General features: G+C 72.5%; 17 protein-coding genes. 8 read left to right on the top strand and 9 right to left on the bottom strand.

Features of this window, described 5'->3' with window-relative positions; genetic code table 11:
- The first annotated feature begins 419 nt into the window (after window positions 1-419).
- Window positions 420-2,618, top strand: a complete 2,199-nt coding sequence (locus ACFQ87_RS06480) for a CDP-glycerol glycerophosphotransferase family protein (RefSeq protein WP_380609448.1) — start codon at window positions 420-422, stop codon at window positions 2,616-2,618.
- Between the two features lie 88 nt (window positions 2,619-2,706).
- Here the strand turns inward: ACFQ87_RS06480 and ACFQ87_RS06485 are convergent, their stop codons facing one another.
- Window positions 2,707-2,919, bottom strand: coding sequence for an EF-hand domain-containing protein (locus ACFQ87_RS06485; RefSeq protein ID WP_380609449.1), 213 nt, complete (start codon window positions 2,917-2,919; stop codon window positions 2,707-2,709).
- 175 nt (window positions 2,920-3,094) lie between these two features.
- Between ACFQ87_RS06485 and ACFQ87_RS06490 the strand changes: the two genes are divergently transcribed.
- Window positions 3,095-3,763, top strand: coding sequence for a lysophospholipid acyltransferase family protein (locus ACFQ87_RS06490; protein WP_380609450.1), 669 nt, complete (start codon window positions 3,095-3,097; stop codon window positions 3,761-3,763).
- A 16-nt stretch (window positions 3,764-3,779) separates the two neighbouring features.
- Here ACFQ87_RS06490 and ACFQ87_RS06495 read toward each other — a convergent pair whose 3' ends face one another.
- Both ACFQ87_RS06495 and ACFQ87_RS06500 read right to left on the bottom strand, forming a co-directional pair.
- Window positions 3,780-5,615: an ABC transporter ATP-binding protein gene (locus ACFQ87_RS06495; protein WP_380609451.1), complete on the bottom strand. Its 1,836-nt coding sequence runs from the start codon at window positions 5,613-5,615 to the stop codon at window positions 3,780-3,782.
- 194 nt (window positions 5,616-5,809) lie between these two features.
- Complete coding sequence (locus ACFQ87_RS06500; protein WP_380609452.1) at window positions 5,810-6,583, bottom strand: SDR family NAD(P)-dependent oxidoreductase; 774 nt, start codon at window positions 6,581-6,583, stop codon at window positions 5,810-5,812.
- A gap of 155 nt (window positions 6,584-6,738) precedes the next feature.
- Here ACFQ87_RS06500 and ACFQ87_RS06505 point away from each other — a divergent pair, with 155 nt between their 5' ends.
- Window positions 6,739-8,277 (top strand): amidase family protein, encoded by a 1,539-nt coding sequence (locus tag ACFQ87_RS06505; RefSeq protein ID WP_380609453.1) that lies wholly within the window; start codon window positions 6,739-6,741, stop codon window positions 8,275-8,277.
- On the opposite strand, the gene ACFQ87_RS06510 is transcribed toward ACFQ87_RS06505, so the two are convergent.
- Window positions 8,274-8,945 (bottom strand): LysE family translocator, encoded by a 672-nt coding sequence (locus tag ACFQ87_RS06510; RefSeq protein ID WP_380609454.1) that lies wholly within the window; start codon window positions 8,943-8,945, stop codon window positions 8,274-8,276. The two genes, ACFQ87_RS06505 and ACFQ87_RS06510, sit on opposite strands and share 4 nt — an antisense overlap.
- A gap of 93 nt (window positions 8,946-9,038) precedes the next feature.
- Between ACFQ87_RS06510 and ACFQ87_RS06515 the strand changes: the two genes are divergently transcribed.
- Window positions 9,039-10,361, top strand: coding sequence for a PLP-dependent aminotransferase family protein (locus ACFQ87_RS06515; RefSeq protein ID WP_380609455.1), 1,323 nt, complete (start codon window positions 9,039-9,041; stop codon window positions 10,359-10,361).
- Between the two features lie 93 nt (window positions 10,362-10,454).
- Here ACFQ87_RS06515 and ACFQ87_RS06520 read toward each other — a convergent pair whose 3' ends face one another.
- From ACFQ87_RS06520 to ACFQ87_RS06530, 3 genes are all read right to left on the bottom strand, one after another.
- A complete protein-coding gene (locus ACFQ87_RS06520) occupies window positions 10,455-11,360 on the bottom strand; it encodes an SDR family oxidoreductase (RefSeq protein WP_380609456.1) in 906 nt (301 codons plus the stop codon).
- Window positions 11,357-12,367, bottom strand: coding sequence for an alpha/beta fold hydrolase (locus ACFQ87_RS06525; RefSeq protein ID WP_380609457.1), 1,011 nt, complete (start codon window positions 12,365-12,367; stop codon window positions 11,357-11,359). The genes ACFQ87_RS06520 and ACFQ87_RS06525 overlap by 4 nt, the downstream gene beginning before the upstream one ends.
- Before the next feature lie 150 nt (window positions 12,368-12,517).
- A complete protein-coding gene (locus ACFQ87_RS06530) occupies window positions 12,518-14,089 on the bottom strand; it encodes a flavin-containing monooxygenase (RefSeq protein ID WP_380609458.1) in 1,572 nt (523 codons plus the stop codon).
- 229 nt (window positions 14,090-14,318) lie between these two features.
- Between ACFQ87_RS06530 and ACFQ87_RS06535 the strand changes: the two genes are divergently transcribed.
- Together ACFQ87_RS06535 and ACFQ87_RS06540 are read left to right on the top strand one after the other, a co-directional pair.
- Window positions 14,319-15,095 carry a MerR family transcriptional regulator gene (locus ACFQ87_RS06535; RefSeq protein ID WP_380609459.1) on the top strand — a complete coding sequence of 259 codons (777 nt, stop codon included), beginning with the start codon at window positions 14,319-14,321 and terminating at the stop codon, window positions 15,093-15,095.
- 90 nt (window positions 15,096-15,185) lie between these two features.
- Window positions 15,186-16,151 carry an ABC transporter substrate-binding protein gene (locus ACFQ87_RS06540; protein ID WP_380609460.1) on the top strand — a complete coding sequence of 322 codons (966 nt, stop codon included), beginning with the start codon at window positions 15,186-15,188 and terminating at the stop codon, window positions 16,149-16,151.
- Window positions 16,152-16,287: 136 nt separating this feature from the next.
- Here the strand turns inward: ACFQ87_RS06540 and ACFQ87_RS06545 are convergent, their stop codons facing one another.
- Window positions 16,288-16,953 carry an NADPH-dependent F420 reductase gene (locus tag ACFQ87_RS06545; protein WP_380609461.1) on the bottom strand — a complete coding sequence of 222 codons (666 nt, stop codon included), beginning with the start codon at window positions 16,951-16,953 and terminating at the stop codon, window positions 16,288-16,290.
- A 123-nt stretch (window positions 16,954-17,076) separates the two neighbouring features.
- Between ACFQ87_RS06545 and ACFQ87_RS06550 the strand changes: the two genes are divergently transcribed.
- Window positions 17,077-17,481, top strand: a complete 405-nt coding sequence (locus ACFQ87_RS06550) for a winged helix-turn-helix transcriptional regulator (protein ID WP_380609462.1) — start codon at window positions 17,077-17,079, stop codon at window positions 17,479-17,481.
- A gap of 68 nt (window positions 17,482-17,549) precedes the next feature.
- Window positions 17,550-17,942: a VOC family protein gene (locus ACFQ87_RS06555; protein ID WP_380609673.1), complete on the top strand. Its 393-nt coding sequence runs from the start codon at window positions 17,550-17,552 to the stop codon at window positions 17,940-17,942.
- A gap of 201 nt (window positions 17,943-18,143) precedes the next feature.
- Here the strand turns inward: ACFQ87_RS06555 and ACFQ87_RS06560 are convergent, their stop codons facing one another.
- The gene (locus ACFQ87_RS06560) at window positions 18,144-19,742 is read right to left on the bottom strand and encodes a M4 family metallopeptidase (RefSeq protein WP_380609674.1); all 1,599 of its coding nucleotides are present in this window, start codon (window positions 19,740-19,742) and stop codon (window positions 18,144-18,146) included.
- Window positions 19,743-20,102 lie beyond the last annotated feature (360 nt).

The raw sequence follows: 20,102 nt of genomic DNA on the forward strand, positions 1-20,102 counted from the left end.
GCATATAGGGGACAGCCGCCAGGTCGACAAAACGATCACCGGCGGCGGGAACGGTGTCAGCGATCAGGTTCATGAAGTGAACACATACGAGGGATTGACTCGCGTCGATCCTCCAAGCAATATCTGTTGCACACGCTAGTGCCCGCACCGCACTCAAGCGTGTGTTCGAGTGATGAAATGACTCGATCAACTCCGGCTCCCGCGAGCCACTGCCCGGTCACCTCGACGCTGCGGTGGCCAGGCTCGCAGGGTGCCCGGACCGGCGGCCGGCCGTAGAGGGTCGGCCGGGCCGCCACCAGACTGCCGGTGCCGCCCCGCTCGGGGCCCGGCACCGGCGGTTCCGGGCCCGGCCCCCGCCTCCCGCCGCCGACCGGACGTCCCCGCAGGTCGCGCCCGGTGGATCGGTAGACTCGGCCAGCGTGTCCCTCCTCCTCAGCATCGTGCTCCCGGTCCACGGCGTGGAGCGGTACCTCCCGCGCTGCCTCGACTCGATCCTCGGCGAAACCCACGCCGCGGAGACCCGCTTCGAGGTGATCGCGGTCGACGACCTCTCCCCCGACGGCTCCGGCGCGATCCTGGACGCCTACGCGGCCCGCGACCCCCGGCTGCGGGTCCTGCACCTCACCGAGAACCAGGGCCTCGGCGGCGCCCGGACCGCCGCCCTGCCGCTGGTGCGCGGCGAGTACGTCTGGTTCGTGGACAGCGACGACTGGGTGCCCGAGCGGACCGTCGGCGTGATCCTGGACGAGCTGGAGCAGGAGCTCCGCCGGGAGACCCCCGCCGACGTGCTGCTCACCGACTTCACCCACGTCTACCCGGACGGCGAGACCGAGCCCAACCCCTGGCGGCACGTCCTGGTCGGCTCCCCGCTGGTCGAGGGCTGCACCCTGGCCGAGCACCCGGCGCTGTTCCAGACCGTGATGTCGGTGTGGAACAAGGTCTTCCGCCGCGCCTTCCTGGAGGGCCTGGACGTCGCCTTCGGCCGCGGCTACTACGAGGACATCTCGGTCACCTACCCCGCGCTGCTGGCCGCCGAGCGGCTGCGCTACCTCGACCGCCCCTGCTACTTCTACCGGCGCGGCCGGGACGGTGCGATCACCGCCACCGCCTCCCCCAAGCACGCCGACGTGTTCGCCCAGTACGACGCGATCTTCACCTTCCTGGACCGCCCGGACCGTCCCGGCCGGCCCGTCCCGGAGTCGCTGCGCACCCTGGTCTTCGACCGGACCCTGCGCCAGGCGCTGAACGTCTACGACACCCCGGGACTCGTCCCCACCGACCGCCGCAAGGACTTCTTCCACCGGATCTCCGACCACTTCGAGCGCCACCGCCCGGCCGGCTACCGCTTCCCCGGCGGGGTGCGCGGCGTGCAGTACCGGCTGGCCGCCCGCGGCGCCCGGATCGCGTACGCGGAGCTGCGCCGCACCGGCCGGCTGCCGCGCGGACTCAAGCGCGGGGCGCGGGCGGTGGCGCCCGCGGTGAAGAAGGGCGTGCGCAGCGGCGCCCGGTTCACCGCGTACAACGCGTTCCGCCGCCTCCCGCTGGACGAGCACCTGGCGGTCTACGCCGCATACTGGCACCGGGGTTACGCCTGCAGCCCGGCGGCGATCTACGAGAAGGCGAAGGAACTCGCCCCGCAGATCCGGGGCGTGTGGGTGGTGGAGAACCGCACGCAGGCCGCCACCATGCCGCCCGGAGTGCCGTACGTGATCGTCAACACCCCCGCCTACCTCAAGGCGATGGCGACCGCCAAGTACTTCGTCAACAACGTCAACTTCCCGCGGACGATGGTGAAGCGGCCGGGGACGGTGCACGTCCAGACCCAGCACGGAACCCCGCTCAAGGCGATGGGCATGGACCTGCGCGACCGCCCGGAGGCGGCCGAGGGGATGGACTTCGACCGGCTCCAGGAGGCCGTCGACCGCTGGGACTTCCTGGTCTCCTCCAACCCGCACACCAGCGAGCACTTCGCCCGGGCCTTCCCCGGCCGGTACGAGATGCTGGACACCGGTTACCCGCGCAACGACCGGCTGGCCAACACCACCCCGGAGGAAGTCCGGGCGATGCGCGAACGGTTCGGGCTGCGGCCCGGCACCACGGCCGTGCTGTACGCGCCGACCCACCGCGGCGGCAAGGGCGGCTACGTGCCGCTGCTGGACGTGGCGGAGCTGGCCCGGCGCCTGGGCCCGCGGTTCACGCTGCTGGTGCGCACCCACTACTTCCACGTCGGCGGCCCGGGCGACCTGACGGCCGGTGAGGACGCGGCGGAGATCGTGGACGTCTCGGCGCACCCGACGGTGGAGGACCTCTACCTGGCGGCGGACGCGCTGGTGACGGACTACTCGTCGATGATGTTCGACTACGCGGTGCTGGACCGGCCGGTGGTCGTCTTCGCGCCGGACTGGGAGGAGTACCGGCGCGAGCGCGGCGTGTACTTCGACCTGTTCGAGGAGCCGCCGGGCGCAGTCACGGTGGACGCGGACGGGCTGGCGAGGGCGCTGCGGGCGGGCGATCCGGAGCCGGCGGCGCGGGCGCGATTCCGGGCCAAGTTCTGCGTCTGGGACGACGGCGGGGCCGCGGAGCGGGTGGTGCGCCGGGTGTTCCCGGTCAAGGGCTGACCCGGGGGGAGCCGGCCCGCCCAGGGCCGACGGAGCTCCGGGCGGGGCCGGTCCCGCCGGTACGACGACCGGCCCCGTCGGTGCGACTTCAGCGCTGGCGGGCGGCCAGGAACTCCTCGAAGTCCAGGTAGCCCTGGTGACGGGTGTCCATCGCGTGGATCAGCGCCTCCGCCATCGAGAGCGTGACACCGTGGTCGCCCATCTCGTTGGCGGCCAGCGCGTACTCGGCCGGGGTGATCTTGCCATCGCCGTTCTTGTCGATACGGTCGAACATCTCCTTGATGGCCTCGATGCTCTCCATCGTTCCCTCCTGGGTACTGCGGGGTTGTGCTCGGTTCGGACGGCCGTACACTACCCGGCCGTGGTGGGCGCCACGGTGGCCGGGAGTGGACGGGCGCGGGGGTGGGTGTCGTAGTCTGCGGGTCTGATTGCTGGCCCGGGCTCCTCCCGGGCGGTCGTTCGTCCAGGGAGGGAACATGCTCGATCTCGTCACCAGGCTGGTGCTGAAACCCGTGTCACGGGGGATCTGGCGCCCGGTCATCGAGGGTGCCGAGAACGTGCCGCGCAAGGGCGGGGTGATCCTGGCCAGCAACCACCTGTCCTTCATCGACAGCGTGGTGATCCCGCTGACCGCCCCGCGCCGGGTGCACTTCCTCGCCAAGGCCGAGTACTGGAACGCCCCGGGCCTCAAGGGCCGCCTCTCCAAGGGCTTCTTCGAGTCGATCGGCGCGGTGCCGGTCGAGCGCGGCACCTACCGCTCCGCTCAGGCCTCGCTGGAGTCGGCGCTGGAGATCCTGGAGGCGGGCAGGGCCTTCGGCATCTACCCCGAGGGCACCCGGTCGCTGGACGGCCGGCTCTACCGGGGCAAGACGGGCGTCGCCTGGCTCGCGCTGACCGCGGGCGTGCCGGTCGTGCCGGTGGCCCTGGAGGGGCCGGAGCAGATCCTGCCGGTGGGCAAGCGGGTCCCGCGGATCAAGAAGGTGACGGTCCGCTTCGGCGAGCCGCTGCACTTCGACGAGCTGCACGGGCAGGCCCGCTCGCTGAAGGCCCGTCGGCAGGTGACCGACGAGGTGATGGCGGCGATCCAGCGGCTGTCCGGCCAGGAGGTCGTGGAGAGCTACAACGAGGTGCCGAAGGCGGCCTGACCGCCTCCTCCTCGCCTCACGCGCGCCCGAGGGCGGCGTCCGACAGGGCCGCCGCCTCCGGCGCCTCCCGGCGCAGCAGCGCCGCGTACCGGCCGTCCAGCTCCACCAGCTCCTCGTGGCTGCCGAGTTCGACCACCTCGCCGTGGTCGAGCACGGCGATCTGGTCCGCGGAGCGGACGGTGGAGAGCCGGTGCGCGATGGTGATGGTGGTGCGACCGGCGGCCAGGGTGTCGACGGCCTGCTGGACGGCGCGTTCGGTGCGGTTGTCGAGCGCGCTGGTGGCCTCGTCGAGGATCAGCACCGGCGGGTTGCGCAGGATCGTGCGGGCGAGCGCGAGGCGCTGCTTCTCGCCGCCGGAGAAGCGGTAGCCGCGTTCGCCGACCAGGGTGTCGTAGCCGTCCGGGAGGGCGGCGATGGTCTCGTGGATCTGCGCGGCCCGGGCGGCCTCGACCAGTTCGGCGTCGCTGGCCCCGGGCTTGGCGAAGCGCAGGTTCTCGGCGACCGAGGCGTGGAAGAGGTAGGTCTCCTGGGAGACCACGCCGACCGCGCGGGCCAGGGTGTCGAAGGACAGCTCGCGCACGTCCACGCCGTCCAGGGTGACCCGGCCGCCGGTGACGTCGTAGAGCCGCGGCACGAGGTAGCTGAGGGTGGTCTTGCCCGAGCCGGTCTCGCCGACCACGGCCAGTGAGCTTCCGGCCGGGACCTTGAGCTCGACGCCGGCCAGGGTCGGGCGCTCCTGCCCGGGGTCGTAGCGGAAGTCGACGGCCTCGAAGCGGACCTCGCCGCGGATGTCGCTCAGGGTGACCGGGTGCGCCGGCTCGTCGATCTCCACCGGCAGGTCGAGGTACTCGAAGATGCGCTGGAAGAGCGCGAGCGAGGTCTGCATGTCCACGCCGGTGGAGAGCAGGCTGACGGTCGGACGGAACAGGCCCTGCTGGAGGGTGACGAAGGCGACCAGGGTGCCGACCGAGACGATCGGCGCACCGGCTGCGGAGGTCAGTCCGGCCGCCCAGTAGATCAGCGCGGGCATCGCGGCCATCACGATCTGGATGGTGTTCATCCGCCAGCGCCCGGCCATGCTGGCCCGCACCTCCAGGTCGGCGAGCTGGTCGGACTGCCCGGTGAACTCCCGGGCGAGCGAGTCGGAACGGCCCATGGTGCGGCCGAGCAGGATGCCGCTGACCGACAGCGACTCCTGGACCGCCGAGCTCATCGCGGCCAGCTGTTTCTGCCGCTCGGTGGTGATCTTCTTGCGCTCCTGGCCGACCCGCCGGCTGATCCAGACGAACAGCGGGAGCAGGAACAGCGAGACGACGGTCAGCCGCCAGTCCAGGGCGACCATGGCGACGATCGAGGCGGTCACCGCGGTGAGGTTGGAGACCAGGCTGGTCGCGGTGGAGGTCACCGTGGACTGCATGCCGCCGATGTCGTTGGCGATCCGGGACTGCACCTCGCCGGTGCGGGTGCGGGTGAAGAAGGCGAGCGACTGCCGCTGCAGGTGGCTGTAGACGGAGGTGCGCAGGTCGTGCATGACGCGTTGGCCGACGGTGGTGGAGATCAGGGTCTGCAGCACGTTGAAGATGCTGTTCACCACGGCCGTGAGGATCATCCCGAGCGCGAGCAGGCTGAGCAGCCCGGTGCGGCCCTGCGGGATGGCGGTGTCCAGGACGGCCTTGAGCAGGAACGGCGAGACGACGGAGACCACGGCGGAGGCGGCCACCAGCAGCCCGACGGCGGCGAGGCGGCCGCGGTACGGGCGGAACAGCGCGAGGATCCGCCGCCACTCGGCGGGCGGGCGGGACTCGCCCTCGGCGCGCTCGGGCGGGGTCCAGTCGATGGCGGCGGGTCTCAAGGACGGGCCTCCCTGGGTCGGACGCGCGACGGGCGCGGCGGCGGGCACGGCAGCGGGAACGGCTGCGGGCATGGCGGTCGGGCGGATGCCAGCATAGCGAGAGTAGCTCATAGTTAGGCAAGCTAATAGTGAGAGTGACTCTATTCCTGGTCCGCCAGCCCGCTCGCCAGCACCCCGCCCGACCGCCGCGCGCCTCAGTTCGTCCGGTAGGTGCGCGCCGCCTTCGAGGACAGGCCGCCGAGCTTGCCGGAGGGCAGCATCCGGGCGATGGCCACCGCCACCTTGTAGCGCTTGCCCGGCACGGACAACGACTTGCCGTGCGCCAGGTCGCGCATCGCCTCCGCCACCACCCGCTCGGCCGAGAGCCAGGACCAGGACGGGATGTTGCCGGTGCCCATGCCGGCCCGCTCGTGGAACTCGGTCCGGGTGAAGCCCGGGCACAGCGCCATCATTCGCACGCCCGTACCGCCGAGGTCGCGCAGCACGCCTTGGGTGAAGCTCACCACCCACGCCTTGCTCGCCCCGTACGTGCCGCGCGGCAGGAAGGCCGCCACCGAGGCGACGTTGACGATCGCGCCCCGGCCACGCTCGCGCATCCCCGGCAGGGCCGCCGTGGTCAGCCGCAGGATCGCCTCGATGTGCACCTTCACCATGTCCAGCTCGGCCTGGAGCGGGACGGCCCCGAAGGCGCCCTTGTTGCCGAACCCGGCGTTGTTGATCAGCAGGTCCACCGGACGCTCGGCATCGCCGAGCCGGGCCTCGACGGCGGCGATGCCCTCGTCGGTCGCGAGGTCGGCGCGCAGCACCTCTGCCTCGATGCCGTACTCGGCGTGCAGGTCGGCGCTCGCGCGCTCCAGGCGCTCGGCGTCCCGGGCCACCAGGACGAGCCGGTAGCCGCTGCGGGCGAGCCGGCGGGCGAAGGCGGCTCCGATGCCGGCGGTCGCGCCGGTGATCAAGGCTGTTGTCATACCCCCGACCGTACCGACTCGCCGCAGCCGATCCCACACCCAGGACAACGGCCCTGCTCGACGGGCTGCGGATGCAGGCGGTCGGTCGCACCCGCGGTGTCGGACACGGACATCGCCCGACCGGGTGATGAAATCCAGGCAGGGAGGCGCATCTGATGACTACTCGGTTCCGGGCCGAAAGCGCTCCGGCGGCACGCAGCGCGGCGCTCGCCGAGGCCGAGAAACTCGCGAGCCTGCCGGTGGAGGACGAGGCCGCCGCGTCCGACGCGCCCACGTGCCTGCCCGAGAAGGAGCCGACCCCCATGACCGAGCCGGAAACCGCGGGACGCGGCCTCGCGCACGAGGTCGTGTCGGCCGCGATCGACCGGGCCGCCGCCGTCGGGCACCTCAACGCGTTCATCACGCTGGACGCCGAGAGGGCTCTCGCGGAGGCGGCCCGCCGCGACGCCCGGGGCGGCGAAGCACCCTGGTGCCTCGTCATCAAGGACAACATCCATGTCGCGGGCCTGCCCAACACCGCGGGCACCCCCGCGCTCACCGGCTTCGTCCCCGGCGCCGACGCGCCCGTCGTCAGGGCGCTGTGTTCGTCCGGGGCGATCGTGCTGGGCAAGACGAACATGCACGAGCTCTCCCTGGGAGCCACCTCGTACAACCACAGCTTCGGCGCCGTCGGCAACGCCACCGACCCGGCCCTGTTCGCGGGCGGCAGCAGCGGCGGTACGGCCGCCGCGGTGGCCGCCGGCATCACCGACGCCGGACTCGGCACCGACACCGGCGGTTCCGTCACCATCCCCGCCGCCCTCAACGGGATCTACGGCCTGCGCCCCAGCACCGGGCGCTACCCCTCGGCAGGTGTCACGCCGCTGTCGACCACCCGGGACACCCCGGGACCGCTGGCCCGCACCCTGGACCGCCTCATCATGCTTGACGCCCTCGTGACCGGGGAGATCGCAGGCACCACGGGAACCGGGGGCACCACGGGAACCGGAAGCCCCAGGGACCCGGGACGCCCGCTCCGGCTGGGCCTGCCGCGGCACGTGTTCACCGAAGACCTGGAGGGCCCGGTCCGAACCGCCTGGGAGGCGGCCCTCGGCTGCCTCACCGCGGCGCGGACGCAGTGGGCTCCGGTGGACACGGCGCACCTGGTCGCGTACGACTCCCGGATCGGGTTCCCCCTCGTCTTCGGCGAATTCGCCGCCGCCCTCGGACGCTACCTCGACGAGCACCGCACCGGGCTCACCCCCGCCGACGTCCTCGACGCGGCCGGCGACCCGGTCATCGCGGAGCTGCTCAAGGCCACCGCGTTGCCCACCGCCCCCGGGTACCCGGGGTCCGCCGCCCTGCGCGGAGCCCTCGCGGAGCGCCGGGCGATGCAGGCCGCCTACCACGACCTGTTCACCGCGAACGGCCTGGACGCGATCCTGAGTCCCACCGTCCCGGTGTGCGCCCGGCCGCTCCACCGGTACGAGGAGGCCCTCCCCCTCAACGGTCGGGACGTGCCCACGTTCCTCACCCTGATCCGCAACACGTCCCCCGCCGCCACCGCGGGCCTGCCGTCGGTGACGCTCCCCCTCCCGGTCGCCGGGTCGGCGCCCGTCGGTGTCCAGCTCATCGGAGCGCGGATGGCCGACCGGGACCTGCTGGCCGCGGCCGCGCGGATCGACGCCCTGCTGCGCCCCGAGGAGGCGGGCTAGGCCGCGACGGCCTTGGCGCGGTCGGCGGCGATGTGGACGGCGAGGCCGCCGAGGACGGTCCCCATCGCGTAGCGCTGGACCCGCAGCCAGGTCGGACGGCGGTTGAGGAAGTCGGCGATGCTGCCCGCGCTCATCGCGATCAGGCCGTTGACGGCGATGGCGATCGCGATCTGGGTCAGGCCCAGCACCAGACTCTGCAGCGCCACGTGGCCACGCTCGGGCGCCACGAACTGGGGCAGCAGCGAGATGTACATGATGGCGATCTTGGGGTTGAGCAGGCAGGTCAGGAAGCCCATCGCGAACAGGCGGCGCGGCGGGTCCGGGGGCAGCTGCTGCGGGGCGAAGACCGCCGTGCCGCCCGGCTTGACCGCCTTCCAGGCCAGCCAGAGCAGGTAACCGGCGCCGACCAGCTTGATCGCGGTGTACAGCGCGGGCACCACCGAGAAGACGGCGGACACCCCGGCCGTCACCGCGACCAGGTAGACCAGGAAGCCGGTCGCGACGCCCGCCAGCGACACCAGCCCGGCGCGGCGGCCCTGCGCGATCGAGCGCGACACCAGGTAGATCATGTTCGGCCCCGGCGACAGCACCATGCCCAGCGCCACGGCGGCGATCCCGAGCACGGCGTGGCCGTCCACGGCGGATATCAACGCGTCCAACTCGCTCATGCAAGGAGGCTAGGGTGTGGAGCGATCTCGATGCAATGATGACTTTGCGCTCGGTGCAATGTGCCGCGCCCCGGGACGAAGGGCTGGACGCCGATGGACGACTACCGCCTGATCGCGGACGGGATCGCCGCCGAGATCGCGGACGGACGGCTGCGGCCCGGCCAGCAGCTGCCCACCCAGCGCGCCTTCGCCCGCGCCCACGGCATCGCCAACTCGACGGCGACCCGGGTCTACCGCGAGCTGGTCCGGCGCGGGCTGACCGTCGGGGAGGTCGGCCGGGGCACCTTCGTACGGGCCGGGCGGGGTGCGGACGACGGACGGGTCGCGCTCGCCGAGCCTGCCGCCGCGCCCGTCGACCTGGAACTCAACTACCCCACCGCGCCGGGGCAGGCCGAGCGGCTGGCCGAGGGGCTGGCACCGCTGCTGCGGGCGGACGCGCTGGGCGAGGCGCTGCGGCCGGTCGGCGCGGCCGGGACGGGCGCGGCGCGGCGGGCCTTCGCGGGGCTGCTGACGTCGGGCGCCTGGGAGGTCGACCCGGCGCACCTCCTGTTCGCGGGCAACGGGCGGCAGGTCATGGCGGGGGCACTGTCCGCCCTGGTGCCGCCGGGGCACCGGCTGGGGGTGGAGGCACTGACCTATCCGGTGGTCAAGGCGGTGGCGGAGCGGCTGGGCATCCGGCTGGTGCCGCTGGCGGTGGACGAGCACGGGCTGCTGCCCGACGCCGTGGCAGCCGCCCACCGTACGACGCCGCTGCGCGCGGTGTACGTCCAGCCGCGGCTGCAGAACCCGACCGGGGCGAGCCTGCCGCACGAGCGGGCGGTCACGCTGGCCGGGGAGCTGCGCCGGCTGGACCTGCCGGTGGTGGAGGACTCGATCTGGTCCTTCCTGCGGCCCGAGCTGGCGCCGCTCGCCGCGCTGGCTCCGGAGCGGACCGTCCTGGTCGACAGCCTGTCAAAGCGACTCGCCCCAGGACTGACCAGCGGGTTCGCGGTCGTCCCGGACGGGCTGCGCGAGCGGGTGGCGGGCGCGTTGCGGGCGGGCGGCTGGGCACCGAGCGGCTTCGCGCTGGAGGCGGCGGTGCGGTGGATCGGGGACGGGACGCTGGCGGCGGTGGAGGCGGCGAAGCGCGCGGACGCGGCCGCGCGGCAGGAGCTGGCGCGGGAGGTGCTCGCGGGGCAGCAACTGCGGGCGGATCCGTGCTCGTACTACCTGTGGTGGGAGCTGCCAGGGGCCTGGCGGGCGGAGACCTTCGTCGCGGCGGCGGCGCGGGCGGGGATCTCGGTGACGCCCGCGGCCGCGTTCGCGGTCGACCCGCGGAGCACGCCGTCGGCGGTCCGGGTCGGGCTGGCCTCGCCGCCGCTGCCAGTGCTGGCGCGGGCGCTGGGGGTACTGGCGGGGATTGCGGCGAACGGATGACAGATGGCAGATAACAGATGACAGGTAACGGATAGCAGGTAACAGCTGACAGATTTTGAAATCTGTCAGCTGTTACCTGTCAGCTATCGTCTGTCAGCCGTCCGCCCCCGCCCGGCTCCCCCGCGCCGCCGTGTCCGCGGCGCCACCGGCCCCGACGGCGCGCAGCCGGGAGGCGGCGGTGGCGGCGAGCTGCGGGGCGAGCTTGGCCACGTCGCGGGAGCCGACCACCGCGATCAGGCTCGGCAGCAGCCAGCGCACCGGCTGCATGCCGCGCAGCCAGGCCTGGGCGTAGACGTGGGCGGAGCGGCGGGCGATCCCGGCGACGATCCGGTCCACCGCGGGCTCCAGCGGGTACGTCTTGCTGGCCGGCCACGGCAGTTGGCCGCGCATCTGCTTCAGCACGGCGTCCTGGTCAGCGCCGCGCACCATGTCGGTGTCGGTCCAACTCAGGTATCCCACACCGACCTTGACCCCCTGGTAGGCGACCTCGGCGCGCAGCGAGTGGGCGAAGGCCTCCACCCCGGACTTGCTGGCGCAGTACGCGCTCATCAGCGGCGCGGGCGTCAGCGCAGCGAGCGAGGCGATCTGCAGCAGGTAGCCGCGGCTCTCGGTCAGCGCCGGCAGGAAGGCCCGCGCGGTGGCAACACTGCCGAGCAGGTTGACCTCGATGACCCGAGTGAAGGCCCGGTGGTCGCTGTCGGCCAGCGGTCCGCCGATGGCGATGCCGGCGTTGGCCACCACGGTGTCGATCCGCCCGTAGTGCTCCTTGATCCGACGGGCGGTGTCGTTGAGCGCCTCCAGGTCGGTGACGTCCACCTCCCACGAGGTGGCGGCCGGGCCGCACTGCGCCGCGACGGCCTTCAGCTCCTCCGGCTCCAGCCCGAGCAGCGCGACCTTGGCGCCGCGCCGGGCGAGCTTGCGGGCCAGTGAGGCGCCGACCCCGCGGGCGGCCCCGGTGACCACCACGACCTGCGCGGACAACGGCGGGATGGCGTTCATGCGACGGTGGTCCCCTCAGCTACGGAAGCGATCGAAGCGGCGGAAGCACCGGAAGCGGCGGTGGCAACGGCAGCCGAAACGGCAGCGGGGGCTTCGGCGGCCAGGTGCGCGGCGGCCATCCGGTGGATCTCGGCGGCGACCTCCACCGGCCGCTCCAGCGGCGACATGTGTCCGACCCCGGGAAGCAGCAACAGACCCTGCGGGTCGGCGAGTTCGGCGATCATCCGGTGGGCGTGCACCGGCGGGGTCAGCCGGTCCGCGGTCCCGACCACCACGGCGGTGGGCGCGGTGACCCGGCCGAGCCCGGCGCGCACGTCCAGCCGGCCGAGCACTCCGGCCCAGTTGGCGCGGACCGTGGTCGGGCAGGCGTGCACGATCCGGGCCGTCGCCTCGACCTGCCCGGCCGGCGAACCCGGCCCCATGGTGGCGTACTTGAGCGCGGCGCGGCTGACCGGCGTGACCGGCCCGAGCGGCAATCGGGAGAGCAGCAGCCGCCGGTGCAGGAAGCGCCGCAGGCCCGGGGAGCGCACGGCCCCCGGCAGGATGGTGAGTTCGGCGACCAGTTCGGCCGGGCCGGTGGAGATCAGCACGTTGGCGGCGGTGCGCTCGGCGACGTCGGGGCGACCGCCGGCGGCCATGATGGTCATCCCGCCCATGCTGTGCCCGGCCACGACCGCCCGTTCCCCCGCTGGAACGGTCCGCGCGAGCACGGCGGCGAGGTCCTCGGCGAGCGCCCGGGTGGAGTAGCGGACCCGGCTCGGCGGGATCTCGCTGTGCCCGTGTCCGCGCTGATCGTAGGCCACCACCCGGTAGCGGTCGGAGAGTTCGCGGATCACCGGGGCCCAGAAGGCGGTCGAGCAGGTCCAGCCGTGGGCGAGCACCACGGTGGGCGCGCCCGGCTGGCCGTGCACCTCGACGTGCAGCCGGATGCCGTCGGCCGAGCGGACGCTCAGCTCCTCGACGGGCACGGGCGGCACGTACTCGGCGGGCAACTCGACGGAGCTCATGCGCCCACCTCGCTTCGCTCGGCAGGCGCTTCGCACAACGCGCACCCCTTCATGATTCGCTCACTTCGCTCGCTCATGCGCCCACCTCGCTTCGCACGGCAGGCGCTTCGCACAACGCGCACCCCTTCATGATTCGCTCACTTCGCTCGCTCATGCGGAAACCTCCTGGGCGGTACGGGCGTTGGCGGGCGCGGCGCGCATGATCAGCTCGTACTCGCCGAGGTCGACCTTGCGGGTGGCGCGACGGAAGGACGTCGTGGAGCCGGGCCAGAGCACGGTGTTCTTGCCGCTCGGGTCCAGGTACCAGCTGCGGCAGCCACCGGTGGTCCAGACCGTGCGGTCCATCCGGTGCTGCAGTTCGAGGTTCCACTGGCGCTGGGCCCGGACGGTGGGCTGCATCGCGGTGGCACCGACCGACTTGAGCGTGGTCAACGCGTCGATCAAGTAGTTCAGTTGGGACTCGATCATGAGGATCATCGAGCTGTTGCCGAGACCGGTGTTGGGGCCGATCACGAAGAACAGGTTGGGGAAGCCGCGCACGGTGGAGCCGCGCAGCGCCTCCATGCCGTCCTTCCACTCCTCCGCGAGGCTGGTCCCGTTCACGCCGAACACCCGGGATCCGATGGGCATGTCGGTGACGTGGAAGCCGGTGCCGAAGACGATCGCGTCCACCTCGTGCTCGCTGCCGTCGGCGGCCACCAGGGTGGAGCCGCGCAGTTCGCGCAGGCCGGAGGAGACGACCTCGGCGTTGGAGGCGGCGAGCGCCGGGTAGTAGGTGTTGCTCAGCAGGATGCGCTTGCAGCCGATCCGGTAGTCCGGGGTGAGCTTGGCGCGCAGCGCCGGGTCGGCGACGCCCTGGGCGATGTGGCGTTCGGCGAGCTGCTGGACCACGCGCAGCAGTCCGGGGCGGCGCACGAAGGCGTCCACCTGGAGCTCGCGCAGGGCGAAGAGCGTGCCACGGCGAATCTTGGCGGTGACCGGCAGGCGGCCGTGCAGCCACTTCTCCAGCTGGCTGATCTCCCGGTCGCGGCGCGGCAGCACCCAGGCCGGGGTGCGCTGGAAGACGGTGAGCTTGCCGACCTCGGGCTGGATCGACGGGATGATCTGGGCGGCCGAGGCGCCGGTGCCGACCATCGCGACGCGCTTGCCGGTCAGGTCGTAGTCGTGGTCCCAGCGGGAGGAGTGGAACACCTTGCCGGGGAAGCCGCTGAGGCCGGGCAGGTCGGGGATCTGCGGGTCGGCGAGCGGCCCGGCGGCGGAGACGACGGCGTCGGCGGTCCACTGCCCGGCTGAGGTGGTGATCCGCCAGCGGGTCAGCTCACTCTCCCAACGCGCTTCCAGCACCTCGGTGTTGAAGCGCAGGTGCGGGCGGAGGCCGAAGACGGTGGCGACCTTCTCCAGGTAGGCGCGGATGTCCGGCTGGCCGGAGAAGCTGCGCGGCCAGTCGGGGTTGGGCGCGAAGGAGAAGGAGTAGAGGTGCGAGGGCACGTCGCAGGCGCAGCCGGGGTAGCTGTTGTCGCGCCAGGTGCCGCCGACGGAGTCCGCGCGCTCCAGGACGACGAAGTCGGTGATCCCGGCGCGGCGCAGCCGGACCGCGGCACCGAGGCCTCCGAATCCGGAGCCGATCACCGCCACCCGGACGTGCGGGACGGTCTCCCGCGCAGCAGTGGTGTCGGTCGCTTCGGACGCGCCGGAGCGGGGGCGCTTGCTGCTGGATGCCATGCGGCAACCTCCTGGGGGTGGGGCGGTGATCGTCGCGCTTTCCCGGGGCCGTCCGCCCCGGAACCTCCCGGGGGCTCACCTCCGGAACCCTGCCAATCGCGCCAGTAATCACTGGCATGGTTGGCAGGGTAGTCCTTGCTGACACCGGATGGAAGAAGCACGACGACCCCGATTCACCGGAAGTTCCCGAAGGCACCCCAGCCGACGCCACGGACCTATGCTGATCGCCGTGGACAAGGTCAGAGCTGCTGCGGACTACAAAAAGCGCGAGTACCGGGTGGAGGAACTGGCCGAGGCGGCCGGGATCACCACCCGTACCCTGCGCTTCTACCGTGAGCGCAAACTGCTCCAACCGCCCCGCAAGCAGGGCCGGATCGCCTGGTACGGCGAGGAGCACCTGGCCCGGCTGCGGATGATCGGCGAACTGCTCGACCGCGGCCACACCCTGGGCGGGATCGCCGAACTGATCGGCGCCGGGGAGAGCGGGCAGGACGTCGCGGAGCTGATCGGGCTGGAGGCGGCGATCGTCGCGCCCTGGTCGGACGAGACCCCGGTGCGACTGGACTGGGACGAGCTGAAGACCGCCTTCGGGGACCAGCTCACCGAGGAGAACACCGCCGAGTCCATCGCCCAGGGCTACATCACGGTCGAGGAGGACGGAATCACCCACGTCAGCCGTCGACTGATGGACGCCACCACCGAACTGGTCGCCGAGGGCGTGCCGCTCTCGGCGGTACTGGACGCCAGTCGGCGCACCCAGGAGCACATCGACGCCATCGCCGAGATCTTCATCGAGGTGGTCAGCGACCACCTGCTCAGCGCGCTCTCCGGCGAGACACCGCTGGCGCCCGGCGAGGCGGCCCGGCTCACCGAGCGCATCCTGCGGGTCCGGCCGCTCGCCCGTACCGTCGCCGACGCGCAGTTCACGCTCGCCATGGACCGCCGGGTGCGGGCCGAGTACGCCGAACTGCTGCGCCAGCGACGGGAGTACGGCTCCGAGGCGTAGCGGGCCTGCCGGGCGGGCAGGGATTCCCGCGCCCCGCCCGCCCGTCGGACGGGGCGCCGTGGAGCAGCCCGTCCGTCGGAGGAGCCGCCGATGACCCGCCCCCTCAGCCGCCGCGCCGCACTCGGCCTCGCCGTCGGACTCGCCCCGGGCCTGGCGCTCGCCGCCTGCGGGTCCGGCTCCCCCGCGCCGGGCGGCGGCCCGTCCGCCTCGGGCGGCACCCGGACCGTCAAGCACGCGCGCGGGGAGAGCACCGTACCGGCCCGGGCGAGCCGGGTGGTGGTGCTGGACACCGACGCGCTGGACTCGGTGGTCAGCCTCGGCCTCAGCCCGGTCGGCGCCACCACGGTCAGCGAGGGCGCGCCCTTCCCGGCCTACCTGCCCACCGAACGGCTGACCGGCACGACGGCGGTCGGCACGATCGGCCAGCCCAACCTGGAGGCGATCGCCGCGCTGCGGCCGGACCTCATCCTCAGCAACCAGGTCCGCGACGACAAGCGGTACGAGCAACTGTCCAAGATCGCGCCGACCGTGCTGTCCAAGACCACCGGACCGACCTGGAAGGAGAACGCCAGGCTGCACGCCGAGGCGACGGGCCGCCAAGCGGAGGCGGAGGCGGCGGACGCCGCCCACCGGACCAAGCTGCGGGACCTCGTCACCGCGCTCGGCGGGCCCGCCAAGGCGGCGGCCATCCGGGCCGAGATGGCCCGCTTCCTGGCCGGTGCGCCCACCCGGCTCTACCTCAACGACACCTTCATCGGCTCACTGTTCAAGGACCTCGGGCTGGGCCGCCCGGCCAACCAGGACAAGTCCGGCTTCTCCCTGGAGATCAGCCCCGAGCAGGTGGACCAGGCGGCCGCCGACGTCATCTTCTACTCGGTGTACGGGGACGCGGCCAGGTCCGACCAGGCCAAGATCACCGAGGGTGCGCTGTGGAAGAACCTGGACGCCGTACGCAACGGCCGGGCGTTCCGGGTGGACGACAACCTGTGGATGCTCGGGATCGGGTACACGGGGGCGGGGCTGATCCTGGACCAGATGCGGGGGGATCTGGCATGACGGCGAACGGATGACAGATGATGAAATCTGTCATCCGTCAGCTGTTCGCTGTCATCTGTTAGCTGTTAGTTGTTCGCCGCCAACCGCTCGCTGTCGCCCGCCTCGTCCGCCCGCCCGCCCGTCCACCTGCCCGCCGCTACTCGGCATCGTCCAGCGCCCCCGGCGCCAGGGCCGGCACCGGGAAGACGTACCGCGCCTCCCCGCCGGACCACCAGACGCCAACCGCGAACACGGCCGCCGCCTCCAGCAGTCCGGCCCGGTCCAACCCGCCGCAGTCCACCGGCGTACACCCCATCGAGGCCACCAGCCCGGCCACCACCGCACCGGCCTCCGGACCGTCCGCACAGTACGGAACGCCGAGCGGCGCACCCTCGAAGCCCGGCCGCGGCATCGTCCAGATGCTCTCGTGGCAGATCCCGAACACCTTGGCCACCCGCGCGTCCGGCGCCACCGCAGCCAGCCGCCGGGCCACCGAGTCGCCGGCCCCCGCCGTGGTCAGCGCCGGCCCGTACGCTCCGGGGGCCATCGGCACCGTGCAGTCCAGCAGGGTCCGTCCGGCCAGTTCGCCCGCCAGCGGCGCGACCACCGACACCGCCGCCTCCGCCGGCACCGCGACCAACACGGCCGGCCCGAACCGCGCCGCCTCCGCCGGCCCGCCACCGCCCGACGCCCCGATCGAAGCAGCGACGTGCCGAGCCGCGACCGCGTCCCGCCCGCCCACCAGAACCTCGTGTCCGGCTCGTACCCAGGCCCCGCCCAGTGCCGTTGCCATGGCGCCCGTACCGAGAATGCCGATCCGCATGGTCCACTCCTCGCGTAGCCCTGCCCGTCACCGGCGGCCGCCCTCCGCGGACCGCCGTGCCCCGGACGCTAGCCGGGCCGATGCACACCGCCCGGTACGCAACGGGTCGGGCAGGATGAGCACATGAGGAGCGAAGGGGACACCGGGGACGGGGCGGTCGACGACTTCGGCGGCGGCGTGTTCGCCGCGGACTGCCGAGCCCGGCTGGCCTTCGAGGTGATCGCCAATCGCTGGGACAGCGTGGTGGTGTACGTCCTCGGTGAGCGCGGGCCGATGCGCCCCCGGGCCCTGCTCGACCGGATCGGCGGGATCAGCCCCAAGGTGCTCAACGAGACGCTGCGCCGGCTGGAGTACAACGGCCTGGTGGAGCACCGCCGTTACGCGGAGGCACCGCCCCGCGTCGACTACACGCTCACCGAGGCGGGCGCCGCCCTGATCGGCCCGATCCGCGCCCTCGGCGCCTGGGCCGCCGACCACGGCGACGCCGTCCTCGCCGCCCAGGAGCGGCACACCGGCGCGACGAGCTGAACCACTGACTCACTGTCAGTCACGCGTGCCACCATCGCCGTACGCACACGACGATCCGGAGGGTGGCCATGGACCCGGAGCTGGACGACCTGGAAGTCATCACGCTCTTCGTGGCGGACGTCCCCGCCGCGAAGGCCTTCTACCAGGAGGTCTTCGGCCTCCCGGTGGTCTACGAGGACGACGCCTCGGCGGTCGTCCGGCTGCGGAACCTGCTGGTGAACCTGCTGGCGGCGGAGCAGGCACCGGAGCTGGTCACGCCCGCGCCGGTGGCGGCGCCCGCCACGGGGGTGCGGGCGCTGCTCACCGTCCGGGTCCCGGACGTGGACGCGGTCTGCGCCCAACTGGCCGAGCGCGGCGTAGCGTTGCTGAACGGTCCGGTGGACCGGCCGTGGGGCCGACGGACGGCGGCCTTCGCCGACCCGGCCGGCCATGTGTGGGAGGTGGCCGAGGACCGCGCCTGAGCCGTGCGAACCGGAGCACCGGGACACCGGACCACCTGAGCACCTGAGCACCTGAAGACGCGACGGCGGGGACGACGGTGGTCCGCACCCCGTCGCCCCCGCCGTCAGCCCGGCCGGCGGGCACCCACCCACGGCCGGGCTACCCGGACAGGCCCCGGGCCGGTCCTGCCCAACTCAGGCCCGACCCGAGTCAGGCCCGAGCTAGTTGACGTTGACCGCGGTCCAGGTGGCCGCGACCGCGTTGTACTCCGTGCTGTTCGCGCCGTACAGGTCCGAGGCCGCGCTGAGGGTCGCCGCACGCGCGCCCGCGTAGTCCGTGGTGGACGTGAAGTACGTGGTCAGCGCGCGGTACCAGATCTGCGCGGCCTTGTCCCGGCCGATGCCCGCGAGCGTCGAACCGTCCGCCGTCGGGCTGTTGTAGTCGAACCCGTTGATCGACTTCGCGCCACTGCCCTCGGACAGCAGGTAGAAGAAGTGGTTCGCCACACCGGACGAGTAGTGCACGTCCAGGTTGCCGACGTTCGGGTCCCAGCTGTCGGCGGACTGGCCGTCCTTGCTCGGCTGGTCCATGTAGCGCAGCGGGCTGCCGTCGCCGCGCAGGTTGATCAGCTCGCCGATCCAGTAGTTCGGCGGGTTCGAGGGCAGGTTGGCGTACCACTCGACCATGGTGCCCATGATGTCCGAGGTGGCCTCGTTGAGGCCGCCCGACTCACCCGAGTAGTTCAGGTTGGCCGTCGCGGCGGTGACGCCGTGGGTCATCTCGTGGCCGGCCACGTCGATCTCGGTCAGCGGGGCGGCGTCGCCGTTGCCGTCACCGTACGACATGCAGAAGCAGTCGTCGCTCCAGAACGCGTTCACGTAGTTGGAGCCGTAGTGCACCCGGCTGAGGGCGCCGACGCCGTCGTTGCGGATGCCGTTGCGGCTGAAGGTGTTCTTGTAGAAGTCCCAGGTGGTGGCGGCACCGAACTGGGCGTCCACGGCGGCGGATTCACGGTTGGACGCGGTGCCGTCACCGAAGCTGTTGCTGGTGTTGGCGAACAACGAGCCGCTGCCCGTGGTCCCGTTGCTCATGTCGGTGGTGGACTGGCCACCGCGGCCGGTGTCCTTGAGCTCGAACTTCGAGCCGTTCTGGTTGGTGTTGAGCTGGACCTGGCCGACGAAGACGCCGTTGCCGGTGCCGGCCGCGGTCTCGATCTTCTCGTGCGTGGAGAGGACCTTGCCGCTGGTCGCGTCGGTGATCAGGATCTGGCTGCTCGGGGTGCCGTCGGAGCGCACGCCCTCGACCGTGGTCCGGTAGGCCAGGCGCGGGTTGCCGTCGGTGGCCCAGACGACCAGCTCGGGCTTGCCGGTCTGGTGGACGTCCGAGATCGGGGCCTCGTCGGAGTCGACGGTGACCCCGACGGTGGCCTTGACCGCGCCGGTGGCCTGGTCGGCGGCCTTGTCCGCGGGGATCTGCGGGGTCAGGCTCGGCAGCGCGATCTGGGCGGAGACCGCCTTGTTCACCGACTTCACGGCGCCGTCGGCCTTCTGGTGGACGACCAGGTCACCGCCGATCACCGGCAGGCCGGCGTAGGTGCGCTCGAAGCGCAGGTGCCGGGTGCCGTCCTTGTCGACCACGGCGTCCTTCGCGACCAGCTTCTCCTGGTCGCCGAGCGCGAGCGCCTTGGCGATCGGGCCGGACTGGCCGTTCGCCACCGCGAGGACGGCGGCGTGCTGCTGGGCAGCCTGGGCCTGGAACGACGGGGCGGCCGGCGACGCCTGGGCGACGGAGGTGCTCACCTGGATCACACCGGTCAACATGGCCGTGGCCGACAGAACGGCGACAGCTGCGAGCTTTCGCTTCACGTACGAGTCCTTCCGGGAAACCGCGTGTGGGCGCGGTCGCGCCGCGTCCCGGGGGCCGGGGTCGGCACCTGTGGGGCGGAACGGGCGCTGACGTGCTGAAACCCCGTGCGGTCGAGCGGCTCGCCACCGAGGGGTGGGGGTGGGGGCTACCGCTGGGGGATGACCAGAAGCATGACAATCCAGCAGGTGAAATGACAGGTCTGGCTCATTTATTGGCCAGGTCCCGCCAATTGGTAAAGCAGGTCAAGCGACGGTCAAATCGGGGCAACTCACCCCTCTGAACGATGGGTTCCGACCCGAACAACGGCCGACTGC

Origin of the sequence: Kitasatospora sp. NPDC056531, assembly GCF_042794375.1 — a bacterium.
Lineage (GTDB): Bacteria > Actinomycetota > Actinomycetes > Streptomycetales > Streptomycetaceae > Kitasatospora.